Raw genomic sequence first — 22,487 nt, forward strand, 5'->3', positions numbered from 1 at the left:
TCTGCTGACTTCTGTCCGTTCAACGTTTCCTTTCAGAAACGCTTACCAGCATCGCTGGCGTGCCGGACAGACCTCCCCGGGTAAGAACGTTGTCTTTCCCTCCATCTACCCGCTCCATTTACTCTCGACAGCCTTCGGTAGCAAGGGCTTTGTCTTGTTTTGCAGACTCACCCAACTGTCGCTAGCCTCGATTGGAGTTCGTGAACCTCGGGTCGGAGGTTTGCCGCCGCCTTCCTTCAGATTCCACCTCACGGTGGACACCCTTGGCTTAAGCTAATGGCTACTGCTACCTTCACCATTCCGGACTCTCACCGTAGAGACAACGCCCATGCCGGGCGCACAAAACCGTGCAATCCCCAATCAAATTGAGGTTGCACGGCAATCCCATTTCAAACTATTGATTTTTTCAATAGACCCGTTGATAGGCAACTCGATGATACAGTTCATAACGATCAATTTTTTGCTGATGGCGCAAGGTGACGCCAACATCGTCCAACCCTTCCATGAGCATCATTTTCGCATGAGCCGCAAGTGTGAAGGAAAAGGATTTGCCATCCGGTAAACGAATGACTTCTCCCGGCAAATCGACTTCCAATTCTCTCAGTACACCTTGACGGATAGGCTCCAGACCGTCCCAAGCTTCTTCACTAAGAACGACCGGAAGAACGCCATTTTTAAAGCAGTTGTTGTAAAAAATATCTGCAAAAGAACGAGCCAATATAGCCCGAAAACCGTAATCACGCAATGCCCAAACAGCGTGTTCTCGTGAACTTCCACAACCAAAATTGTCACCAGCAAGCAAAATACTCGCTCCCTGGGATTCAGGATGATTGAGAACAAACTCGGGACGCGGCTGACCCTTTTCATCGTAACGCCAATCATAAAAGAGAACATCACCAAAACCGCTCTTCTCAATGCGTTTTAAAAACTGTTTTGGAATGATCTGATCGGTATCGACGTTTGCGTTTGGCAGTACAGCAACCTTACCTCTATGCTGGTTGAATGCTTCCAACACGATTCAACTCCTTTCCTTGCATCCATTCGCGAACATCTACAAATTCCCCGGCAATAGCGGCAGCGGCTGCCATCGCGGGAGAAACAAGATGCGTACGCGCCTGGCGACCTTGACGACCTTCAAAATTTCGATTGGACGTGGAGGCACAGCGTTCACCGGCAGGAACGAGATCGGGATTCATACCCAAGCACATACTGCAGCCTGGCTCCCGCCATTCAAAGCCTGCCGCTTGAAAGATTTTATCCAGGCCCTCCTCTTCCGCCTGCTGTTTGACTTGTTTCGAACCCGGTACTACTAAGGCACGCACATGGGACGCTACACGCCTGCCTTCAACCAATGCTGCAGCCAGACGCAAATCTTCAATTCTGCCATTAGTACAAGAACCGATAAATACATGCTGAACGGGTACACCGAGCATACTCATTCCCGGAGAAAGTCCCATGTAAGCGTAGGCATTCTGCAAATCTTGTTGAGAAAACGCAGAATTTGGCGCTGCTACTTCAGGTAATAGGCTGTGCACCGAGCCGCCCATAGATGGATTTGTTCCCCACGTGACTTGCGGCTCTAATAAACTGACATCCATTTGTACAACTTTGTTGTACACAGCACCTTCATCACTTGACAATTCACGCCACAGTCGCAAACATTCCTCCCATTCTGCACCGCGCGGGGCGTGCGGACGATTTTGCAGATAAGCAAAAGTCACTTCATCTGGCGCAATCAATCCTGCACGTGCCCCAGCTTCAATACTCATATTGCAGAGTGTCATGCGTCCCTCCATGGACAAGCCACGTACAAAATCACCTGCAAACTCAATGGCGTAACCTGTGCCAAAACCAACCCCATACTTGGCAATCAAGGCGAGAATCACATCTTTTGCAAAAACTCCCGGTTGTAGTCGCCCTGTTAACTCTACCTTCAATGTTTTTGGCCGCGCTTGCCAAAGACATTGTGTTGCCAAAACATGTTCCACCTCACTGGTTCCGATGCCAAAAGCGATGGCACCAAATGCACCATGAGTCGAAGTATGACTATCACCGCAAACAATCGTCTTGCCTGGTAAAGTGAGCCCTAGCTCCGGACCAATAACGTGAACAATCCCCTGATGGGGAGAATCGAGATCGGCCAAGCGAATACCAAAATCCCGACAGTTCTCAGCCAGCGTCTCCAACTGTTTTTTGGCTATCAAATCTACAACATGATGCGGATTGTCCGTTGGAACATTGTGATCCATCGTGGCGTAGGTCAAATCTGGACGCCGCACACGCCGACCCGCTTCCCGCAAGCCAGCAAAGGCTTGTGGTGAAGTCACTTCATGAACGAGATGCAAGTCAATGTAGAGAAGAGTTTGTCCATTCTCTAATTCTGTAACCACGTGCTGATCCCAAACTTTATCAAACAGCGTTTTGGGCATATATTCCTTCCTCCTCACTCTGCAAAACATGTGAAGTTTTCTCCCATCTACTGCGCGGATTTCATAGTCTGGCATCCGACCTGATCTTCCAATGCAGCCAATACTCGTTCAGTCATTTCCGTCGTCGACAACGCCTGATGATGGCGACCAGCAAGATCTGCCGTTCTATATCCTTGCGAAATCACTGATAATACAGACTTTTCTAAAACGCTTGCTGCTTCATGCTGAGAAAAACTATGTTCGAGAAGCATGGACAAAGAAAGTAATGTGGCCAATGGGTTTGCTCGATTCTGTCCAGCAATATCTGGAGCGCTTCCGTGAACAGGCTCGTATAACCCTGGACCCCTCGAGGAAAGCGACGCAGAGGGAAGCATGCCGAGCGAACCCGTGATAACCGCTGCTTCATCGCTGAGAATGTCGCCAAATAAATTTTCCGTAACCACCACATCAAAAAATGTTGGCTTTTGCACCATCATCATAGCTGCGGAGTCCACCAATTGATGATGAACCTGGACTTGCGGATAATCTAAAGCCACTCGCTGAACGACTTCCCGCCATACTCGACTGCTCTCCAAAACATTCGCTTTATCCACTGAGGTCAGATGACCGCGACGTTTCGTCGCCAAATCAAATGCCACTCGAACAATGCGTTCAATCTCATCCTCTGTGTAATGAAGTGTATCGACCACTTCCAAACCGTTGGCTGTCTGGCGACGCTCTTTGGGTTCTCCAAAGTAAAGTCCACCCGTCAACTCGCGCACGATGATAAAATGACTGCCTTCCACCACTTCACGTTTAAGCGGAGAAGCATCCATTAATTCTGGGAAGACACGGATAGGCCGCAAGTTAGCAAAAACCTGCAATGTCTTGCGCAGCCCTAAAAGACCCGCTTCCGGACGAAGATCTCCAGGTAAATTATCCCATTTTGGTCCGCCAACAGCACCGAGCAGCACCGCATCACTTGCTTGGCAGATTTCCACTGTACGCTGTGGCAAGGGATGTCCGAACCGGTCAATAGCTGCACCACCAATATCCGCTTCTTCTACTTCTGTTGAAAAAGAAAAGAGAGATTCGATTTTTTTCAGAACTGTTAACGCGGCACTTGTCACCTCACGGCCAATGCCATCCCCTGGCAATACGGCAAGTCGATACTGCATGCTTGCGTCCCTCCTTATCTCTCCGCAGTTAGAGCTAATACATTTTGTTCAAGCTGTGATTTCAGATGAATACGATTGATAGCGTCAAGGAACGCCTTGGCTGAAGCAGCCAGCACATCATTGTCCAATCCCCTGCCTGCACCTGCCTGATTGCCTAACTGCACTTTTACATAAACTTCAGCCAACGCATCCTGACCACCCGTCGTCGATTGTATGCGATAGTCGAGCAAACACATGTTTTCTCGTGCCGATCCGGCTACAATTCTTTCAACAGTGTTGAAGATAGCTTCCACTGTTCCATTACCAGTGGCAACTTCTCTGACACTTTCTCCATTGGATAAACGCACACCCAGAGCAGTCGTGGTTTTATCTTCCATATACGTAACGTGCAGAAAATCCAAATGATATTGCTGAATCATTTCCTGCTGGCCACTCTCTAAAAGCAAAGCGAGGATATCGTCGTCCGTCACTTCTTTTTTATGATCAGTTAAAGATTTGAATGCGTTGAACAGTGCGTTAAACTGTTCCTCCTCAAGAAGAATGCCCAGTTCCATACATTTTTCTCGAAAAGCATGGCGACCCGAATGTTTTCCCAACACCATTTTGTTTGACCCATAGCCAACCATCTCTGGACGGATAATTTCGTAAGTCAACGTATTCTTCAAGACTCCATCTTGATGAATGCCTGATTCATGAGCGAATGCGTTGCCGCCAACTACTGCCTTGTTGGGAGGAACCGAGATACCTGTCAGTTTGCTGACCAGTTTAGAAGTCAGGGCTGTCTGTGCCAGTTCGATGTTTGTCTCTACTTCATACCAGTCCCGTCGAATGACCAGGGCTGTGAGAATTTCTTCTAAAGCAGCATTACCGGCGCGTTCACCAATTCCGTTGATGGTACCCTCAATCTGTTCGACTCCGGAAGCAATGGCCGCCAGGGAGTTAGCAACTGCTAAACCGAGATCGTCATGACAGTGTGCGGAAAATTTGACACAATGAGCATTGGGAACATTCTCTCTGAGGTACTGAAACATAGCTACATATTCGGCTGGTGTGCTGTAGCCCACTGTGTCTGGGAGATTGATAACTTTCGCACCAGCATCAATTACCGCTGTGATAATCCGGGCTAGAAAGGTCCATTCACTGCGTGTAGCGTCCTCGGCCGACCACTCTACCACAGGGAATTTGGCAGCAGCATAACGAACAGAGCTTACTGCCGCTTCAACCACTTGATCGGGTGTCATACGAAGCTTATGTTCCATATGAATAGGGGAAGTAGCAAGAAAAATGTGTAAACGCGGTTCAACAGCCTCTTTTAGTGCTTCCCAGGCAGCGTCAATGTCGCTGACATGGGCTCTGGCCAGTCCACAGACGGAAACATTGCGAACGCGCTTGGCAATTTCCTGCACAGCGAGAAAATCGCCTTGTGAAGAAGCCGGAAAACCGGCTTCCATCACATCTACTCCATAACGCTCCAACTGTAACGCGATTTCCAGTTTTTCATGACGATGCAGGTTCACACCAGCCGACTGTTCACCATCTCGCAATGTCGTATCAAACACTTCAAGCTTTCGCATGAACGGCCACCCCCTGCTGTTTAGCACGCTGTTCTGGTGACTGAATGAAAGGCATCATTTCTCGTAAACGGCGCCCAACCACTTCAATGGGTTGTTCACGCTCACGTCTGCGCAGCGCGTTGAAAACAGGGCGATTAGATTGGTTTTCCAAAATCCATCCTTTAGCAAAAACACCTTGCTGAATTTCACGGAGAATTTTTTTCATTTCCGCCTTAACAGCATCATTGACAAGTCGTGGTCCAGCGTTAAAGTCTCCCCATTCTGCTGTATCGGAAATGGAGTAACGCATGTAAGCTAAACCACCCTCATACATCAAGTCGACAATCAGTTTTAACTCGTGAAGACATTCGAAATAGGCAACTTCTGGTTGATAGCCGGCTTCTGTGAGCGTATCAAAACCTGCCTTGACCAGCGCAGAAAGTCCTCCACACAGCACAGCCTGTTCGCCAAACAAATCAGTTTCTGTTTCTTCCTGAAAACTGGTGGTGAGTACCGCCGCTCGCCCGGCTCCAATGGCTTTGGCATAAGCCAACGCCAAAGGCCAAGCCTGACCTGTCGCATCTTGTTCGACGGCAGCCAGAGCAGGTACGCCTCCACCCGCAGCAAAAACGCGTCGTACCAGATGGCCTGGACCTTTAGGAGCCACCATAAACACATCCACGCCTACTGGAGGAACGACTTGAGAAAAATGAATGTTAAAGCCGTGAGCAAAAGCGAGCGCCGCGCCAGGTCGCAAATGCGGCAAAATTTCCTGACGGTAGACTTCTGGCTGACGCTCATCAGGTAAAAGCAACATCACCACATCTGCCTGCTCCACTGCACTGGCTACATCAAATACAGCAAATCCATCCTCTTCAGCCTGTTGAAACGAAGCTCCCCGGCGAACCCCCACAATTGTATGCACCCCACTATCGCGCAAATTTTGTGCATGAGCGTGCCCTTGAGAACCATAACCAATCACTGCAACCGTCTTATCCTCCAACGCCTGTAGTGAGATATCATGATCGTAATAAATGGTAGCCATTATCCATTCCTCCCAAGAATTTAGGTTTGTTTCGCTATATTTCTAAAGGTTGAGAGCATTGGAGCGCATCAGACGAGCAATTTCTTGGGTCGTCTGACTATCGCGAGTCAAAGCCGTCACACCCGTACGTGCCAATTGCAAAATCCCATAAGGGCGAAGAAGCGCAATCAGGGCATCTACTTTCTCAGGTTTACCAACCGCTTCAATCATCACCGTGTCCCTACCTACATCTAAAATTCGCGCACGGAATGGATCGATCAGCGTGATAAGCGTCGAGCGACTATTCAATGGACTATTGACTTGAAGAAGCACCAATTCTCTGGCCACTATAGGTTCTTCTGTCAAATCGCTTACTTTCAACACATCAATTTGTTTGTGTAGTTGCTTCATGACCTGCTCCACAGTTACTTCATCCGTTTCAGAAAGCACAATGGTCATGCGAGATTGATTTTCTAACTCAGTGGAACCAACTGTAATATTCTGGATATTAAAACCTTTTCGTAAAAAAAGAGCTGTGACACGGTGTAAAACACCCGCCCGATTGTTGACAAGAACGGAAAGAATACGATTCACAGCGGCACCACCCCTACCATCTCGTGCAGTCCTTTGCCAGGAGCAATCATGGGATAGACGTTTTCCAACGCTGCTACACGACAATCCACAAGCACCGGGCCAGGTTCCTCAACTGCTGCAAGGAGTACCCTGGATAACTCTGACGCTTTTTCTACACGATAAGCGGGTATACCATACGCATCAGCAAGTTTGACGTAATCAGGCTGAGAGACCAGAAGCGATTCAGAATAGCGCTCATTGTAAAAAAGTTCTTGCCACTGACGAACCATGCCGAGTGAACCGTTGTTGACAATCATCATTTTGATTGGCAATTTTGCTTCTACCACGACAGAGAGTTCCTGTAGTGTCATTTGAAATCCCGCATCGCCCAGTACGGCTAGAACCGTTTTGTCTGGTTTGCCAAACTGCGCGCCAATCGCTGCAGGCAATCCAAAACCCATGGTTCCTAATCCACCCGAGGTCACCCAGCAATCCGGATTTTGGAAGGTGTAAAACTGAGCCGCCCACATCTGATGTTGACCAACATCTGTTACAACAATAGCGTCCCCATCCGTCAACTTGTAAAGTTGCTGCAAGACAGCCTGAGGTTTGATTATATCCGCCTCTGGCACATACCAAAACGGGAATTCACGTTTATTCCCATAAACACGTTCTTTCCACTGAGCAAAGTCTTTCACTTCCTGTCCCATACGCAATAATCCCATCAAAGCTCGCTTGGCATCTGCCACCACCGGAATATGTGTACGAATGTTTTTTCCGATCTCGGCTGGATCAATGTCGATATGCACAATCGTGGCATTGGGTGCAAAATGCCGTACATTTCCGGTTAATCGGTCGTCAAATCGAGAGCCAATATTGATAAGAAAATCAGTTTCATAGAGCGCTTGGTTGGCTGCGTAAGACCCATGCATACCTGCCATGCCAAGAAACTGTGGATGAGTGCCAGGAAACGCCCCAAGACCGAGCAATGTACTGACGACCGGCAATTGGTACACTTCAGCAAATTGCAACAATTCGCGATGGGCTTTGGCATGCAGAACACCTGCACCGACCAGCAATAAGGGACGCTCTGCTTCAGCCAAGCCTTCTATAATACGCTTGAGTTGCAATAGATTAGGTTCCAGATTCGGTTGATAGCCCGGTAAGCTGAGCGGTCCACCATCATCCAAACGTCCCAGCGAGACAGCAACATTTTTGGGTATATCAATCAAAACGGGTCCAGGCCGGCCGGTGGAAGCAATATGAAACGATTCCCGAATGACTTGCGAGAGTTCATCGACATGTCGAACTTGATAATTGTGTTTCGTAATAGGAGTAGATATGCCAATAATCGATGTTTCCTGAAAAGCGTCTGTGCCAATGACTTCGGTAGAAACTTGACCGGTGATGGCTACGATGGGCAGGGAGTCCATCATGGCATCTGCCAGACCTGTCACTAGATTGGTTGCTCCCGGTCCCGACGTAGCAATGACCACGCCGGGCCGGCCAGTCACACGCGCGTAACCTTCAGCCATATGAATGGCTCCCTGTTCATGGCGTGTCAGCACATGACGAATGCCGCATTGATAGAGAGCATCGTAAAGTGGTAAAACGGCGCCACCTGGATAACCAAACATTAAATCGACGTTTTCCCTGCGCAGAGACTCGACGAGAATTTGTGCACCCGACATCATACAACTTGACGCCACTTTGGCTGAACTGCCGTCCACAGCGAATTTGTCCATGTTCTCCCCCTCCTATCTGGTCGATGATTTTGCTTGAGAGTTGACAAGATGACTGCTTAGCTGCTGCTTGATAAAACTGCACCTGTATTGGATGATGTAACCAATTGAGCATATCTTCGTAAATAGCCAGATAATTCACGCTGTGGAGAAGCAACTGGCTGTTGATATCTACGCTCTAATTCATCTTCTGTGACAAGCAGGGTAATGCTGCGATTGACAATGTCAATACGAATTCGATCTCCTTCCTGTACATAGGCAATCGGTCCTCCGAGCGCCGCTTCCGGTGAGATATGGCCAACACAAATACCTCTCGTAGCACCAGAAAATCTACCATCCGTCACCAAGGCTACCTCTCGGCCAAGACCACGTCCGACAATCGCGGATGTGGGTGAAAGCATCTCAGGCATCCCGGGTCCTCCTTTGGGTCCTTCATAGCGAATGACCACAACATGGCCTGGCTGCACCTCGCCTCGCTCAATACCAGAGCTTGCTTCTTCCTGAGAGTGATAAATAATAGCCTCACCCTCAAACACCTGAATATCGGGATCGACCGCACCCACTTTTAGAACGCTGCCATCTGGAGCAAGATTGCCATAAAGTATAGAGAGACCGCCTACCGGACTATAAGGATTCTCTATACTACGAATCACTTCAGGACGCCGAATCGTTGCGTTCTTCACTTGTTCACCCAGCGTTTGACCGCTGACAGTAATCCGCTCTGGATGAATCGCTCCGGGAATTTGGCAAAGTTCGCGGATGATGGCTGACACTCCACCAGCTTCATGGACATCTTGAATACTGAAATCGGAAGCCGGGGAAATTTTGGCAAGATAAGGAACTCGTTGGGCAATTTGATTAATCCGGGCTAGAGGGTAATTAATCCCAGCTTCATGAGCAATAGCCATTAAATGAAGTACGGTGTTGGTGGAACCACCCATAGCCATATCGAGGGCAAAAGCATCATCAATCGCTTCTGGCGTAACGATGTCGCGTGGCCGGATATCTTCTCGAACCATCCGCAGCAAGTGTTCGGCAGCTTCACGAAACAAGTTTTTACGTTCTTCTGCCGTGGCTACCAACGTCCCATTTCCAGGAAGCGCCAAACCGAGCATTTCCATAATGCAGTTCATGGAATTGGCGGTAAACATTCCTGAGCAAGAACCACAGGTAGGGCAAGCATTTTCTTCCAAATCTTGCAATTCGGCCAAACTGATACGCCCTGCCTGATAGCCGCCAACTCCTTCAAAAACTGACGTTAATGAGAGTGGTTTTCCCGTCAACCTTGATTTTCCCGCCTCCATAGGACCGCCAGAAACAAACACACAGGGAACGTTTGTACGAACAGCAGCCATAAGCATTCCTGGTGTAATTTTGTCGCAATTGGGCAAGAAAAAGACTCCATCAAACCAATGCGCCTGAATCATAGTTTCTGCCGAATCAGCAATCAATTCACGACTTGGCAAGGAGTAGCGCATGCCAACATGTCCCATGGCAATCCCATCGTCAACACCAATCGTATTGAATTCGAAGGGCACTCCTCCCGCCTCGCGTATAGCTTCTTTCACCAGTTGTCCAATCTCAGCTAAATGCCTGTGGCCAGGAATGATATCAACATAGGAATTACAGACTCCAATAAACGGTTTAGGCAAGTCGGTTGGCCTAACTCCGGTAGCATAGAGCAAGCTGCGATGCGGGGCACGATCTGGTCCTTTTTTGATGTTGTCACTGCGCATCTTGTTCTTTGCACCTCCTATGGCATTGTTTCAAATAAATCGACAACTCCTGTCCATCTTTGGTCAACCATCTTACTCAAAAGTTAAGCTCCCTCAGAAACAGCATGAGGAGCATAAACCGCATAGCCGTCTGTTTTCGTACGTTCTTGAAAAACTCGATGCAATTGACGAGTCACCTCACCCGGTAGACCACTCCCAATGACTCTGCCGTCCACTTTGATGACAGGGACCATCTCTGCCGCCGTTCCCGTCAGGAAAATTTCGTCCGCCACATACACATCATGGCGCGTAAATGGTTCTTCACGTGTTTCAATATGCAGTTCTTGCGCGATTTCCAAGACGGCTTGGCGTGTGATACCTTCCAAAGCTCCTAAGTACGTAGGCGGTGTGTAAACCACTCCGTCTCGAACCAGGAAGACATTCTCACCCGAACCTTCCACAACATAGCCCTCACTGTTCAAGACAAGCGCTTCATTTACGCCAGCAGCATGCGCTTCTAGCTTTACCAATATATTGTTCAGATAATTGAGACTTTTGACCTTTGGACTGAGCACGTCGGAACGATTGCGTCTCGTAGCAGCACAGATAACCTCAATTCCCCGTGTATAAAGTTCAGGGGCAAACATGTTCAATTGTTCAGCAATGACGATGACTTCTGCAGTTGGGCATTTTTTGGGATCCAGTCCCAAATCACCCATGCCTCTGGTGACTACCAGCCTGATGTAAGCGTCATTCAACAAATTCCGGCGCACAGTTCCGGCGACTATTTCCATCATTTCATCCAAAGAATAAGGAATTTCTAGGAGAATGGACTTGGCCGATGCATAGAGACGCAACAAATGCTCACGAAGGCGAAAAAGGTTACCCGAATATGCTCGAATACCTTCAAATATTCCATCGCCGTAGAGTAAACCGTGATCGAACACTGATACAGTGGCCGAATCTCTGTCAACAAACTGTCCATTACGAAATATCCACTGCTCCATAAAATCTCTCCTCCCGAAATTCCCTTTGCCAATTTGTATAGAATCCGTAGAAAGTGAGCATTCTCGAAACCTTAATTTTGAATTTTCAATCTTCTTTGCTTTGATGCGCTCAGAAGAGGTGTAGAAGGATTCGGAATTCTCGTTCAAATAAAGGCTTGTTGGTCATTTTAGTATGGGATTTTTACACTGTCAACGCGACGAATGTGCCATTTTAGCCATGTAAACGTTTTCTCCGAAAATTTAGAAAGCGTTTACTTTCAGATGGTTATTGAAGTTTTCAGATTTTATAAATTATTTTTGTCATCGAAAAACGGCCCCTTTTACAGGGAGCCGTCTTAAGTCTTAGTTGCTTATTTTTCATTCACGGATGAATACCATGCACTGCCGATATTCCATACAGCCATCTTACTCACTCAATGCTTCCAGCGGCATGACACAAGCCACTTTCTGTACTTGCTGAACTTGCGCTAGCGCATCGCAAAGTTCATCCATACGATGGGCGGGAATACTATGCGTAACGACCACAATCTCCGCCTGCCCTTGCTCCACTCGTTTTTGCAGAACGGTTTCCATACTGATGCCAGCGTCGCCAAAAAGCTGAGCAATGCGTGCAAAGACTCCAGGTTTGTCAGATACTGAAAAACGAACATAGTGTTGGTAGAGCATCTCATCAGGAACCACACGTTTTTGCAAATAGAGACGATTTTCGGGCGATCCGGCTACACCAAGGCGAATATTGCGCAGCAACGAGATAATATCCCCTACGACCGCACTAGCAGTGGGCATGGAACCAGCCCCCCGCCCAAAAAACATCAAATCTCCAGCTGCGTCCCCACGCACAAAAAGCGCATTGTAACTATTGCTGACATGAGCCAGCGGATGAGCAAGCGGAATAAGTGTCGGTCGCACACGCAAGGACAGCCGTCCGTTGCGATCGGTTCCACTCGCCAATAATTTGACTACACACCCCAATTCGCGCGCATACTGGACATCACGCGCGGTGATATGGCGTATCCCTTCGACTTGAACATCAGCCAGTTCCACACGGGCATGAAATGCAATGGAGGCCAAAATCGTCAATTTCCGAGCAGCATCCAAACCATCAATGTCACTGGAGGGATCCGCCTCAGCATATCCGAGTGCTTGCGCCTCGGCTAAGGCATCTGCAAATTCTGCTCCTGTTTCGCTCATTTGAGTCAATATAAAATTTGTTGTGCCATTAATAATGCCTTTTAAATCCGTCACTTCATTGGCCGTCAAATTCTCTTGCAAAGGTCCTACGAGCGGTATGGCGCCACCTACTGCAGCTTCATACAGAACTTCAACGCCAACATCATTGGCAACTTTAAGAATTTCGGTACCATATAGCGCAATTAAATCTTTATTGGCTGTCACCACATGTTTCCCACGACGCAAGGCCTCGAGGATATAGGTACGTGCTGGCTCAATTCCACCTATCGTCTCCACAATCACCTGAATTTCTGGGTCGTCCAAAATATCATAAGCTTGATTAGTCAATTTACTACGGTCAATTTCGGGCGATCGCGTTTTTTCTAAATCTCTTACCAAAATTCTTTTGACGTAAGGTCGGAAGCCTGTCAAATGTTGAATTTTCTCAGCACGGCGATGCGCCAGGAGCACAGTTCCTTGTCCTACAGTTCCACACCCTAATACTCCTAGAGCAATTGTCAATTTTCTCTTCTCCTTCTTTCTCTACCAGTGAGATTTAGCTAGTTATACAATGCGAACTTCAAGCTGTCAAGGAAAAATCTGAACACTTGAACAAGACCCTATTCCTGTGCAGACGAACTCGTATAAGCTGTCAGGCTTCGTGGAAATTTAAAACTGTATGTCGTGGCAACAGACTGGGAGGAAACTAAATCATGGACCTCACAACTGGCAAAACGTTATGGACAATGACTTATAGCAACCCGCCAACTTATCCTGAATTGTCTCAAGATGAGGAATGCGATGTTGCTGTTTTGGGCGCTGGTGAAGCAGGCGCTATCTGCTCGTGGTATTTAAGCAAAGCAGGATTTCATTGTATGGTTGTGGACAAACGACAAGTGGGACGGGGGTCCACCCAGGCCAATACCGGTCTCGTACAATTTATGAACGACATGCCACTCCATAAGCTAATAGAAATTCATGGCCGAGAAAAAGCTGTACGTTTTTATCGACTCTGCCAACAAGCTGTATCTGATTTAAGCGATCTTGTTTTGCAGATTCCATACCCAACAGAATATGCAGCTAAAGATAGTCTTTATTTTGCTTCTTCATCCAAATATGTTAAATGTTTGGAAGAGGAATATCGTTGCTTAATCGCAGAAAAATTTCCTGTTGAATTTTTATCCCGGGTCGAAATTGAAACCCGTTTCCCTTTCAGTAAACCTGCTGCTCTTTGGACAGGTGGAGATGCACAAATCAATCCTTATCGATTGACGCACAGCATTTTTCAACATTTAGAAAGTCGAGGGACACGTATCTTTGAAAACACCGAAATCGTCAACCTGAAAATAGAACGCGGTTCCCCAGTTCTATATAGCTCACAAGGTCACCGCATTCGCTGTAAATATGTTATTTTCGCAAGTGGCTATGAGACCGAAGAGCGTTGGCAAACATCAGGTACCAAACTGCAAACCACATATACCATTGCAACAGAACCTGTAACGGATTTTTCTGGATGGTTGAATCGATGCTTGATTTGGGAAACGAAACGCCCTTATCTATACCTGCGCACCACTGCAGACAACCGTATCCTTGTTGGTGGGCTTGATGAAAATACCATTCGCAATCCAGAGCGGGACAAAGTTTTGTTAGAAAAAGTGACACAGTTAAAGAGCAATCTAGGACAACTCTTCCCTGAGTACACGCAAATAGGTGTTGCTTGTCAGTGGTCTGGTGTTTTTGCTACCAGTAAAGACGGCATGCCTTTTATTGGTCGCCACCCTCAACTCCAGAACTGTTTTTATGCGCTGGGATACGGTGGTAATGGCACAGTTTACTATACGATGGCAGGCAAAATCCTGACTCAATTGCTGATGGATGGATCTCACCCCGACGAAGATTTGTTTGATGCGCGACGGTTTCAGCTCCTCTACCAATTGGCTGAAAAAATAGGACTACATTGATAACGCTTTTTGAAATCGCGCGGAGATATAGTATGCTTTTCCCATCGGCATACAGTGGGCTATATCTAGCCTGAAGCAGGGAGAGGATGGAGATTGGGCAATCAATACTGTTTTGTCTGCGGCGCAGACAATCCGCGCGGACTCCATGTCCACTTTGAAAAACGTGATCGGGCGAACTCTTTTGCCACTTTTTACGTAGATAAAGAAATGGCTGGTTGGCCAAGCGTTCAACACGGGGGGATTACGAGTACTTTACTCGATGAAGCCTGTGCATATGTAGCCACTTTTCTCGGCAAAGTGACGGTTACGGCTGAATTAAACATATCGTTCAAAGCCCCGGTTCGGGTGGGAGAAACACTTTACATAGAAGCCACGCCAACCAGGGAAAGCCGGAAACTGATTTTGGTGCATGCCACCATTCATAATGCAGAAGGTGAACTTAAAGCAACGGCTGATGCCAAAATGATGGTTCTTTCTAAAGACCAGTTAGAAGAATTAGGGTTATCAGAGAATATTTTGAATGAAGTGAGTACCCCCGCGCAAAGCCAATAAATGCGCGGGAGACACGCTTCACCCTTTTCTTTTAGCCAAGCTCTTCAATTTGTTCTCTTGTCGGCATAATGGAGAGACTTCCGGAGCGAGCGGCAATATAAGCTCCAGCCCGATTGGCAAACCGCACGGCATTTTCTAACTGCTCATGATGTGCAGTCAGCAGTGATACTTTCGCATCAATTACCGTCAATAATTCAGCCCAAAATGCGCCCAAAAATGTATCTCCCGCACCTGTGCTATCCTCTACTCGTACTGGAATTGTTGGAACATGGCGGCGCCATCCATCCCGATGTACAATCCACGCGCCCTTGGAACCGCCGGTGATAAGCAGCCACGTTGGTCCGCAATGAGCAAGCTCTTCCATAGCCTCGTCTATCTGAGATTTCCCTGTCAGTAAACATGCCTCTTCTTCCGCAACTTTTACAACATCCGCCCATTGTAATCCCAAGCGCATAGCTTCTATACCCATTTTTTTATCTTTCCATAGAGCAGGGCGCCAATTTGGATCGTAAGAGAGTACAGCTCCTTGATTTTTAGCCAAAGACAACAGTTCTAGTAGAGCCTCACGAGCTGGTGAAGCACACAGAGTCAGTGAGCCGTAATGAAGGACACGACAGGAAGAAGCGTATTGCTTCATGATGTGAGTTGTATGCCAGGCAGTATCCGAACCCGGATTGCGCAAAAAAGAAAATGAGCGTTCTCCCTGACTGTCTAGAGAGACAAAAGCCAGTGTTGTCCATACTTGAGGTAATATACTCATCGCTCGGGTATCAATGGAAAGCTTATTGATCAGTCGCAAAAGAGAGTGTCCAAACGGATCATCCCCTACCGCACCAATCAAAGCAGTAGAAACCCCCAATTTGGAGGCGGCTGCAAGCACATTCGCGGGTGCCCCACCCGCATTGCCCACCCAAAGCGGCGACATATCATCCTTTTGCATGTGAAAGTCAATCAGAACCTCACCAATCGCAACGAGATCGAACAAAGCATATCCTCCTATTTGTGTTGCCTGCTTGCTATCACAAGTTTGGTTGCAATGCCAATACCAACGCCTCATAGGGGCGGAGTGATATGCGGTCAATCGATAGATGAGTGGACTGAATCGGATAGTTACCCAGTTTCAGTTCAGCAATTTGGTAGCTCGCTAGTTCTTTTGGCTTTTCCCAAACTGTTTCGCGACCATAGAAATTACACAATACAAGCCAGACATTTTCGTTCATCGTTCGCGTATACGCATAGATATCTGGATGTTCTTCAGAGATGAGTTGATACCTTCCATACACTACCAATGGGTTTTGTTTACGCAACTGAATGAGCTGCTGATAATAGTGGAAAATGGAATTTGGATTGGCCAGTTCAGCTTCCACATTAATTTCGCGATAATTGGGATTTACCTGAATCCAAGGCTTTGCGGTACTAAAACCTGCATTTTCACCAGCATTCCATTGCATAGGTGTTCGCGCATTATCTCGCCCCTTTTGGTGAATAGCCTGTAAAAGCCGCTCTGGATCTTCACCGCTTTCTATAACACGTTCTCTCCATAAATTATGGATTTCAACATCTCGATAATCTTCAATGGAAGAAAAAGCGACATTGGTCATGCCGATTTCCTCACCCTGGTAAATGTAGGGTGTTCCCTGCTGCAAATGAAGAAACGTTGCCAACATTTTAGCGGATTCCACACGGTATTTTTTGTCATCCCCAAAACGTGACACGGAACGGGGCTGATCGTGATTGTTCAGATACAGACTGTTCCACGCCTTGCCATAAAGCTCATACTGCCAACGACTCATCACTTCTTTCAAATCCGAGAGCTTCCAAGGCACTACATCCCACTTACCGCCTGGCCCGGCATCCAAATCGGTATGTTCAAACTGAAAAACCATGTTTAGCTCATGGCGGTCTTCTCCTGCATAAAGAATAGCGTCATGAGGTGTGACAGCTCCCGTTTCACCAACTGTCATAATGTCATAATGACTTAGAACTTCACGGTTCATCTCCTGAATGAATTCATGAACACGGGGACCATTGGCAAAAAATTCTCCACCCCATGCGTAACCTTGCGAATTGGGATTTGGAGCATCTGGCAAACCTGGCACTTTTGAAATATGGTTGATAACGTCCATACGGAAACCGTCAATACCTTTGTCCAGCCAGAAACGCATCATTTCATAAACAGCTTTGCGTAACTGATCATTTTCCCAGTTTAAATCGGGCTGCTTGCGACTGAATAAGTGGAGATAATACTCTCCCGTAGTTTCATCAAATTGCCATGCCGATCCCGAAAAATAAGAAAGCCAATTGTTAGGCTCTCGACCGTTCTTGCCAGGACGCCAAATGTAAAAATCTCTGTATGGGTTATCTTTGGATTTGCGTGATTCAACAAACCAAGCGTGTTCATCTGATGTATGATTGACAACTAAATCCATAACCAGTCGCATGCCTCGCTTGTGTATTTCAGCCAGCATCCGTTCAAAATCCTGTAGGGTCCCAAACTCCTTCATGATTTCATAGTAATTAGAAATATCATAACCATTATCGTCATTAGGTGATGCGTAAATGGGGCAAATCCAAATAACATCCACACCCAGTTCCTGAAGATAATCCAATTTCTCAGTAATACCGTTCAAATCACCGATTCCATCACCGTTAGAGTCTTTAAAACTACGTGGATAAATTTGATAAACAACAGCTTCTTTCCACCATTGATGTTGCAAAATGAGAACCTCCCAGCTTTAACATGACATTTTATTTTTCTAAACCTTGCCTAAACCTCTTATCCTTTAACAGCACCAGCAGTCAATCCAGATACAATCCACTTTCGGAAGATAATGACCAAGATTACGATAGGTAATATGGAGACGACCGATCCAGCAAAGATGGTTCCGTAAGGTTCGCTGTATTGACCGCTAAAAAGAGCGATTCCGACTGGAATCGTACGCATCGTATCGGATGAATTGAAAACGAGCGCCATAAAGAATTCGGTCCAGGAGGCAACGAAAGTGAAAACGGCGGCAGCAAATAGTCCTGGACGTGTGAGCGGCAAAAAGATTCGATAAAACGTCTGAAAAACACTTGCACCATCCATTTTGGCTGCTTCAAATAGTGCACCGGGGACTTCCAAGAAATAATTGCGCAAAATCCAGACAGCAAAAGGCATATTGAAAGCACTGTAAGGAATAATCAGCGCTTGATAGCTATTTAGCCAATTCACATCACGTAAAAGAACATAAAGAGGAGCAATGACAGCAATTTCAGGAAAAACAGAAATAATGAGCAAGGCGATTAATACGGTCTTTTTTCCAGGAATGGGCAAACGAGCAACAGCAAAACCAGCCATACTGGCGAGAGCCAGAACAATAAATGTAGAACAAATGGCAACAATAACACTATTTCGAATGTATATGCCAAAATTATCTTGTTGAAAAGCCGTAGCATAGTGAATAAATGTCCAGTGATGCGGAAACAGGGTAGGCGGATAAGCGCTAATTTCCAAGTCGGGTTTGATAGAAGTGACCAACATCCAATAAAAAGGGAGCAGAATAGCTACCAGAAATAAAATCAGCACCACATAACCAACGATAACTTGACGCTTCGTTTTCACGTTCAGGCTCCCTCCTCAACCAACGAGCGAAATGCTGATAAAAAGAGCAGACAAATCACCAACACCATCACCACTGTGCTGACAGCCACTGAAGAACCTAGTCCAAAGTGAAGATTGGTGAAAAGTGCTTGGTCAGCCAGCATAGCCAGGGATTGTGTTGCTCTGCCAGGTCCACCGCCTGTCAATACATAGGGCAAATCGAAGACACCAAACGCTTGCAGTACGCGAAACATAGCTGCTAATGCTATAGAGCCGCGCAAAAGCGGAAAAGTTATTTTCCAAAAAACTTGCCAACGATTGGCTCCGTCCATATAAGCAGCTTCATAATATTCTTTAGAAATCATTTGTAACCCGCCAAGTAAAATAATGACTACAAAAGGTGTCGTTTTCCATATATCTGCAACCATCATCGAGATAACAGCTGTTACAGAATGCCCAGTCCAAGTGACGGGAGAAGAAAGGATGTGCAAACTAATCAGCACATAATTCAAAACTCCATAGACTCCATTGTAGATATAGGACCACATTTCTGCTGAAATTACCGTAATCAGCGACCAGGGAATCAACATGACGACAAGCGAGACACTTTTCAACCGTTCCACATTATGGATAGCCAGCGCGATGAGCATACCGAGGACCAATTCTACAAAAACGGTTACTAAAGCGTAATAGATTGTAAACCAAACACTATGCCAGTAAATTCCAGAATGAATCAAGATATTGTAATTCTTGAATCCTTGCAGATGAATTTGAAATCCGTTATCTGTAATGGCAACATGGCTGAAACTCATGACCACGGAATACAAGATGGGAAACAACGTCACAAGGAGAATGACTAAAAGAGCAGGAGCCATCATGCGAATTCCAGAATTGCGATCACTGCGCAAAAAATATTTTCTTCCTGCTCGCCATTTTTGGTCGTTTCCCATGACCTGCTCACTTTGTGCCAAACTTATCCCCCCATTTCACGTGAATAGAATAGCAGAAGGGCCGTTGCCGGCCCTTGACTACTAAACTTATTACAGACCGCTATTGGCACCTTGTGCCTGTTGAATTTGCTGTTGCGCCTTTTTCAACGCTGCACTTACGGATTCATTTCCAGCCAAAGCAGCATTGACATTTTGATAGATTGCCTGTGACACTTGTGGATAATTCGGTGATTGACTAGGACGAGCAATATATTTGGTTTTAGGAATCAGATTGAAAATCGGACTGACCGCCTTGACGGAAGGATTATTGGCGACCGCAGCATTGGTTGGGATTTCAGAAAACTGTTTAGCCAAAATGGTCTGTGCTTGCGTTCCTGTCATGAAATTGATAAACGCCAAGTCAGCTTTCAGATTCTTTGAATGTGGATTGACATACAAATCCCAACCGCCGATTGTACTGTAACCACCACCTGGCTGGAAGGATGGCAATACAGTTACGCCCACTTTACCAGCCACGCGCGAATTTTTAGGATTGTTAGAATCATCCCACGCGTACGACCAGTTGCGCAAAAAGGCTGCGTTGCCCTGATCAAACACATCTTCTGCTTGTGGTTCTTGCATTTGTACAACAGAAGCTGGTGTTACACCGCTGGTAATTAATCCGCGCATAAAAGACAGCGCTTTTGTTGCTTGCGGAGAATCAATGACTGGCTGTCCCTTTGAATTCAAAACCTTGCCGCCCGCATCAGTCAGATACTCCATGAAATCGCAAGTCAAACCTTCATAAGACGCACCCTGCCAAACAAATCCGTATTTAACGAGACCTTTTTTCTGCAGTGTTTCTGCTTCAGACTTCAATTGCTGCCATGTCTGAGGAACAGGCAATCCAGCTTTTTGTAAGAGATCTTTTCGATAGTATAAAAATCCTGAATCAGCGAAAAATGGCGCAGCATAAACTTTACCTTGATAGGTAGCGCCATTGACCAAACCAGGAGAGAATCGGCTCCAAAACGAGGAAGGTAGACTATCTGAAAGTGGTAATGCCAACTGATTAGCCGCAAATTGAGCAGGCCAAATCACATCTCCCATAAAGACATCCGGAGTGGATGAACCACCGCCAATCGCTGTAGCCAACGAAGAGCGGTTAGTATCTGTGTCGCTGCTTTGATCTTGCAGGACCACTTTAATTTTGGGATATTTCTTCTCAAACGCGTTAATCAAAGTCTGGCGTAAACCTGAGTGCGTAATCGGTGGCGCAGCCCAGACAATCGTACCGCTTGCATCAGAAAAATTGACTGTTTTACCAGTAGCAGCCGTGTTCGATGTTGTACTGGAGCTAGTGTTTGCCGCACTATTGTTGGTTCCGCATCCAGCTACAAGACCCCCTGCCATCACGAGTGTAACCGCATACGCAGCACCTTTGGAGAATTTCTTCATCTTTCAGTTCCTCCTTTTGATCTGACCCTCTTTGGATACTTTTTCAAAAACATTTCTCAAGTTGCTCTTCTGACGTGGATGAATTTAAACATTTGACAGTTTCGCGCTCAACGATTCGATGCGGCATGTAATAAGTTCCTTGACGCGGCAGTTCAGACGGTTGTTCAATTCTTTGCAGCAGCGCTCGCACAACCTGTTCGCCAATTTCTTCAAACGGTTGCATAACGGTGGTCAAAGAGGGTATTACCATACGTGCAATCTGCAAATCGTCAAATCCAATAACCGACATGTCGTCCGGGACAGACAACCCGTGATCGTGCAAACAACGCATTGCTCCAATGGCCATTTCGTCACTGGCCGTGCAGATGGCTGTCAACTGATTGATCGGCTGACGCTTGAGCAATTCCTGCATTGCTGCATATCCACCGTCAAAACGATAATTCCCTGAAGTGACAAACGATTCGCTGTAGCCGATACCAAAATGCAACATTGCCCTGCGATAGCCTTCCAAGCGCAGCAAACCAGTCCGATCATCTTCAGATTCTCCTGTAATCATGCCGATCCGCTGATGCCCCCGTGCAACAAGATAAGCCACAACATCAAAAACGGCTCTTACATCATCCACTTTGAATGCTGGTAACGGCGTTCGACCCGTTGCTTCCGTTAAAGCAAGGGCAACAGGAATTCCAATCCTATCAAACAAAGCATCGTAGTCTTGATCGACCAGCTTGCTGGTGAAAATGATGCCGCTTACTTGATGTCGACGCAGAAAGGTAAACCCTTCTAGAGCTCTGTGACGTGAATGTTGCGAGTCAAAAAGCAGGATTTTCATATTGTTCTCACTGCATGCCTTTTCGATTCCGCGGTAGAGTTCAGTGAAGAAAAGATCGTTGATACCCGGAATGACTAAACCAATCGTATCTGTGCGTGATACACTGAGTCCTCGCGCCATAGCGTTTGGGTGAAAATCCAGCGCTTTGATGGCAGCCTGAACTCTTTGTTTCGTTTCCGGATCGACCAATTCTGGTTTATTAAGCACGCGAGAAACAGTAGCTGCAGAGACACCTGCCTTAGATGCCACATCACGAATCGTTACTTTCACAAAGCTCAGCTCTCTTCCATAAGCAACCAAGGTTCATCAGCATAAAAGCAAATGCGTGAGCAAACAAAAACTGTTATGATACATTTTCATAAATCGGTTTCATGAAAATGTATTCATAGATTAAATCAGATAGACCCTTAAAGCAAGACTATAAATTTCCAATCCATTTGGATTTACTATGTGCTTTGCACAATCGAGTAGGAGGGGGTGACTAACCCCCGTCCTCTCACACCACCGTACGTACCGTTCGGTATACGGCGGTTCATGTTGTGGAACGAATCACATCGTATCGCTCAACTAAGCTAACCAGTCCTCGGTCACGCCAATAGGCAAGACCGAGGGCTTTATTCATTTGTGGGGTATTTGAGAGTCTCCAGTAGCCCTTGCGGGAACCGCTTATCAGGACTGCCCATTCCTCGGGAATCCCAAGGACGACGAGGTTTCGTCGCTTTGTCTTAGGTTTCTTCCATTGCTTAAGGAAGCACATTCTCAATCGGTGACGTATCCACTTGTCTAAGTCCTCGAACACACT

At 46.6% G+C, this 22,487-nt stretch carries 18 protein-coding genes and 1 pseudogene; 2 read left to right on the forward strand and 17 right to left on the reverse strand.

Annotated features, from left to right (window positions below; translation table 11 throughout):
- Window positions 1–406 precede the first annotated feature (406 nt).
- The 10 genes and pseudogenes from leuD to BUA75_RS14430 form a co-directional block, all read right to left on the reverse strand.
- Window positions 407–1,012, reverse strand: a complete 606-nt coding sequence (gene leuD, locus BUA75_RS14385) for a 3-isopropylmalate dehydratase small subunit (protein WP_072875297.1) — start codon at window positions 1,010–1,012, stop codon at window positions 407–409.
- The gene (gene leuC / locus BUA75_RS14390; protein WP_072875281.1) at window positions 990–2,429 is read right to left on the reverse strand and encodes a 3-isopropylmalate dehydratase large subunit; all 1,440 of its coding nucleotides are present in this window, start codon (window positions 2,427–2,429) and stop codon (window positions 990–992) included. Before leuC ends, leuD begins: the two co-directional genes overlap by 23 nt.
- Window positions 2,430–2,476: 47 nt before the next feature.
- On the reverse strand, window positions 2,477–3,586 hold the full coding sequence (gene leuB / locus BUA75_RS14395) for a 3-isopropylmalate dehydrogenase (RefSeq protein WP_072875282.1): 1,110 nt from the start codon (window positions 3,584–3,586) through the stop codon (window positions 2,477–2,479).
- 14 nt (window positions 3,587–3,600) lie between these two features.
- On the reverse strand, window positions 3,601–5,160 hold the full coding sequence (locus BUA75_RS14400) for a 2-isopropylmalate synthase (RefSeq protein WP_072875283.1): 1,560 nt from the start codon (window positions 5,158–5,160) through the stop codon (window positions 3,601–3,603).
- Window positions 5,147–6,196 (reverse strand): annotated as a pseudogene (ilvC, locus tag BUA75_RS14405) (ketol-acid reductoisomerase); the annotation flags it as partial. The pseudogene ilvC and the gene BUA75_RS14400, both read right to left, overlap by 14 nt.
- Window positions 6,197–6,226: 30 nt before the next feature.
- Window positions 6,227–6,757, reverse strand: coding sequence for an acetolactate synthase small subunit (gene ilvN / locus BUA75_RS14410; RefSeq protein ID WP_072875285.1), 531 nt, complete (start codon window positions 6,755–6,757; stop codon window positions 6,227–6,229).
- Window positions 6,754–8,481 (reverse strand): biosynthetic-type acetolactate synthase large subunit, encoded by a 1,728-nt coding sequence (ilvB, locus tag BUA75_RS14415; protein WP_072875286.1) that lies wholly within the window; start codon window positions 8,479–8,481, stop codon window positions 6,754–6,756. The genes ilvN and ilvB overlap by 4 nt, the downstream gene beginning before the upstream one ends.
- Before the next feature lie 56 nt (window positions 8,482–8,537).
- Entirely contained in the window at window positions 8,538–10,214 is a 1,677-nt protein-coding gene (gene ilvD, locus BUA75_RS14420) for a dihydroxy-acid dehydratase (RefSeq protein WP_072875287.1), read from the reverse strand.
- Between the two features lie 83 nt (window positions 10,215–10,297).
- On the reverse strand, window positions 10,298–11,200 hold the full coding sequence (gene ilvE / locus BUA75_RS14425) for a branched-chain-amino-acid transaminase (protein WP_072875288.1): 903 nt from the start codon (window positions 11,198–11,200) through the stop codon (window positions 10,298–10,300).
- 405 nt (window positions 11,201–11,605) lie between these two features.
- Window positions 11,606–12,892 (reverse strand): homoserine dehydrogenase, encoded by a 1,287-nt coding sequence (locus BUA75_RS14430; RefSeq protein WP_072875289.1) that lies wholly within the window; start codon window positions 12,890–12,892, stop codon window positions 11,606–11,608.
- A gap of 191 nt (window positions 12,893–13,083) precedes the next feature.
- Here BUA75_RS14430 and BUA75_RS14435 point away from each other — a divergent pair, with 191 nt between their 5' ends.
- Both BUA75_RS14435 and BUA75_RS14440 read left to right on the forward strand, forming a co-directional pair.
- The gene (locus BUA75_RS14435) at window positions 13,084–14,331 is read left to right on the forward strand and encodes an NAD(P)/FAD-dependent oxidoreductase (RefSeq protein ID WP_072875290.1); all 1,248 of its coding nucleotides are present in this window, start codon (window positions 13,084–13,086) and stop codon (window positions 14,329–14,331) included.
- Window positions 14,332–14,424: 93 nt separating this feature from the next.
- Window positions 14,425–14,883: a PaaI family thioesterase gene (locus tag BUA75_RS14440; protein ID WP_072875291.1), complete on the forward strand. Its 459-nt coding sequence runs from the start codon at window positions 14,425–14,427 to the stop codon at window positions 14,881–14,883.
- A gap of 31 nt (window positions 14,884–14,914) precedes the next feature.
- Here the strand turns inward: BUA75_RS14440 and BUA75_RS14445 are convergent, their stop codons facing one another.
- The 7 genes from BUA75_RS14445 to BUA75_RS16620 form a co-directional block, all read right to left on the reverse strand.
- Window positions 14,915–15,868 carry a carbohydrate kinase family protein gene (locus tag BUA75_RS14445; RefSeq protein ID WP_072875292.1) on the reverse strand — a complete coding sequence of 318 codons (954 nt, stop codon included), beginning with the start codon at window positions 15,866–15,868 and terminating at the stop codon, window positions 14,915–14,917.
- Window positions 15,869–15,902: 34 nt separating this feature from the next.
- Window positions 15,903–17,600, reverse strand: coding sequence for a glycoside hydrolase family 13 protein (locus BUA75_RS14450; RefSeq protein WP_072875293.1), 1,698 nt, complete (start codon window positions 17,598–17,600; stop codon window positions 15,903–15,905).
- A gap of 59 nt (window positions 17,601–17,659) precedes the next feature.
- Entirely contained in the window at window positions 17,660–18,487 is an 828-nt protein-coding gene (locus BUA75_RS14455) for a carbohydrate ABC transporter permease (protein WP_242650344.1), read from the reverse strand.
- 2 nt (window positions 18,488–18,489) lie between these two features.
- On the reverse strand, window positions 18,490–19,437 hold the full coding sequence (locus tag BUA75_RS14460) for a carbohydrate ABC transporter permease (RefSeq protein ID WP_242650345.1): 948 nt from the start codon (window positions 19,435–19,437) through the stop codon (window positions 18,490–18,492).
- Between the two features lie 69 nt (window positions 19,438–19,506).
- Entirely contained in the window at window positions 19,507–20,853 is a 1,347-nt protein-coding gene (locus BUA75_RS14465; RefSeq protein WP_072875295.1) for an ABC transporter substrate-binding protein, read from the reverse strand.
- Window positions 20,854–20,896: 43 nt separating this feature from the next.
- Entirely contained in the window at window positions 20,897–21,955 is a 1,059-nt protein-coding gene (locus tag BUA75_RS14470) for a LacI family DNA-binding transcriptional regulator (protein WP_072875296.1), read from the reverse strand.
- Window positions 21,956–22,217: 262 nt separating this feature from the next.
- The gene (locus tag BUA75_RS16620) at window positions 22,218–22,484 is read right to left on the reverse strand and encodes a group II intron maturase-specific domain-containing protein (RefSeq protein ID WP_423219861.1); all 267 of its coding nucleotides are present in this window, start codon (window positions 22,482–22,484) and stop codon (window positions 22,218–22,220) included.
- Window positions 22,485–22,487: the final 3 nt, after the last annotated feature.

This window comes from Alicyclobacillus tolerans (genome assembly GCF_900142255.1).
In the GTDB taxonomy this organism is placed as follows: domain Bacteria; phylum Bacillota; class Bacilli; order Alicyclobacillales; family Alicyclobacillaceae; genus Alicyclobacillus_I; species Alicyclobacillus_I tolerans.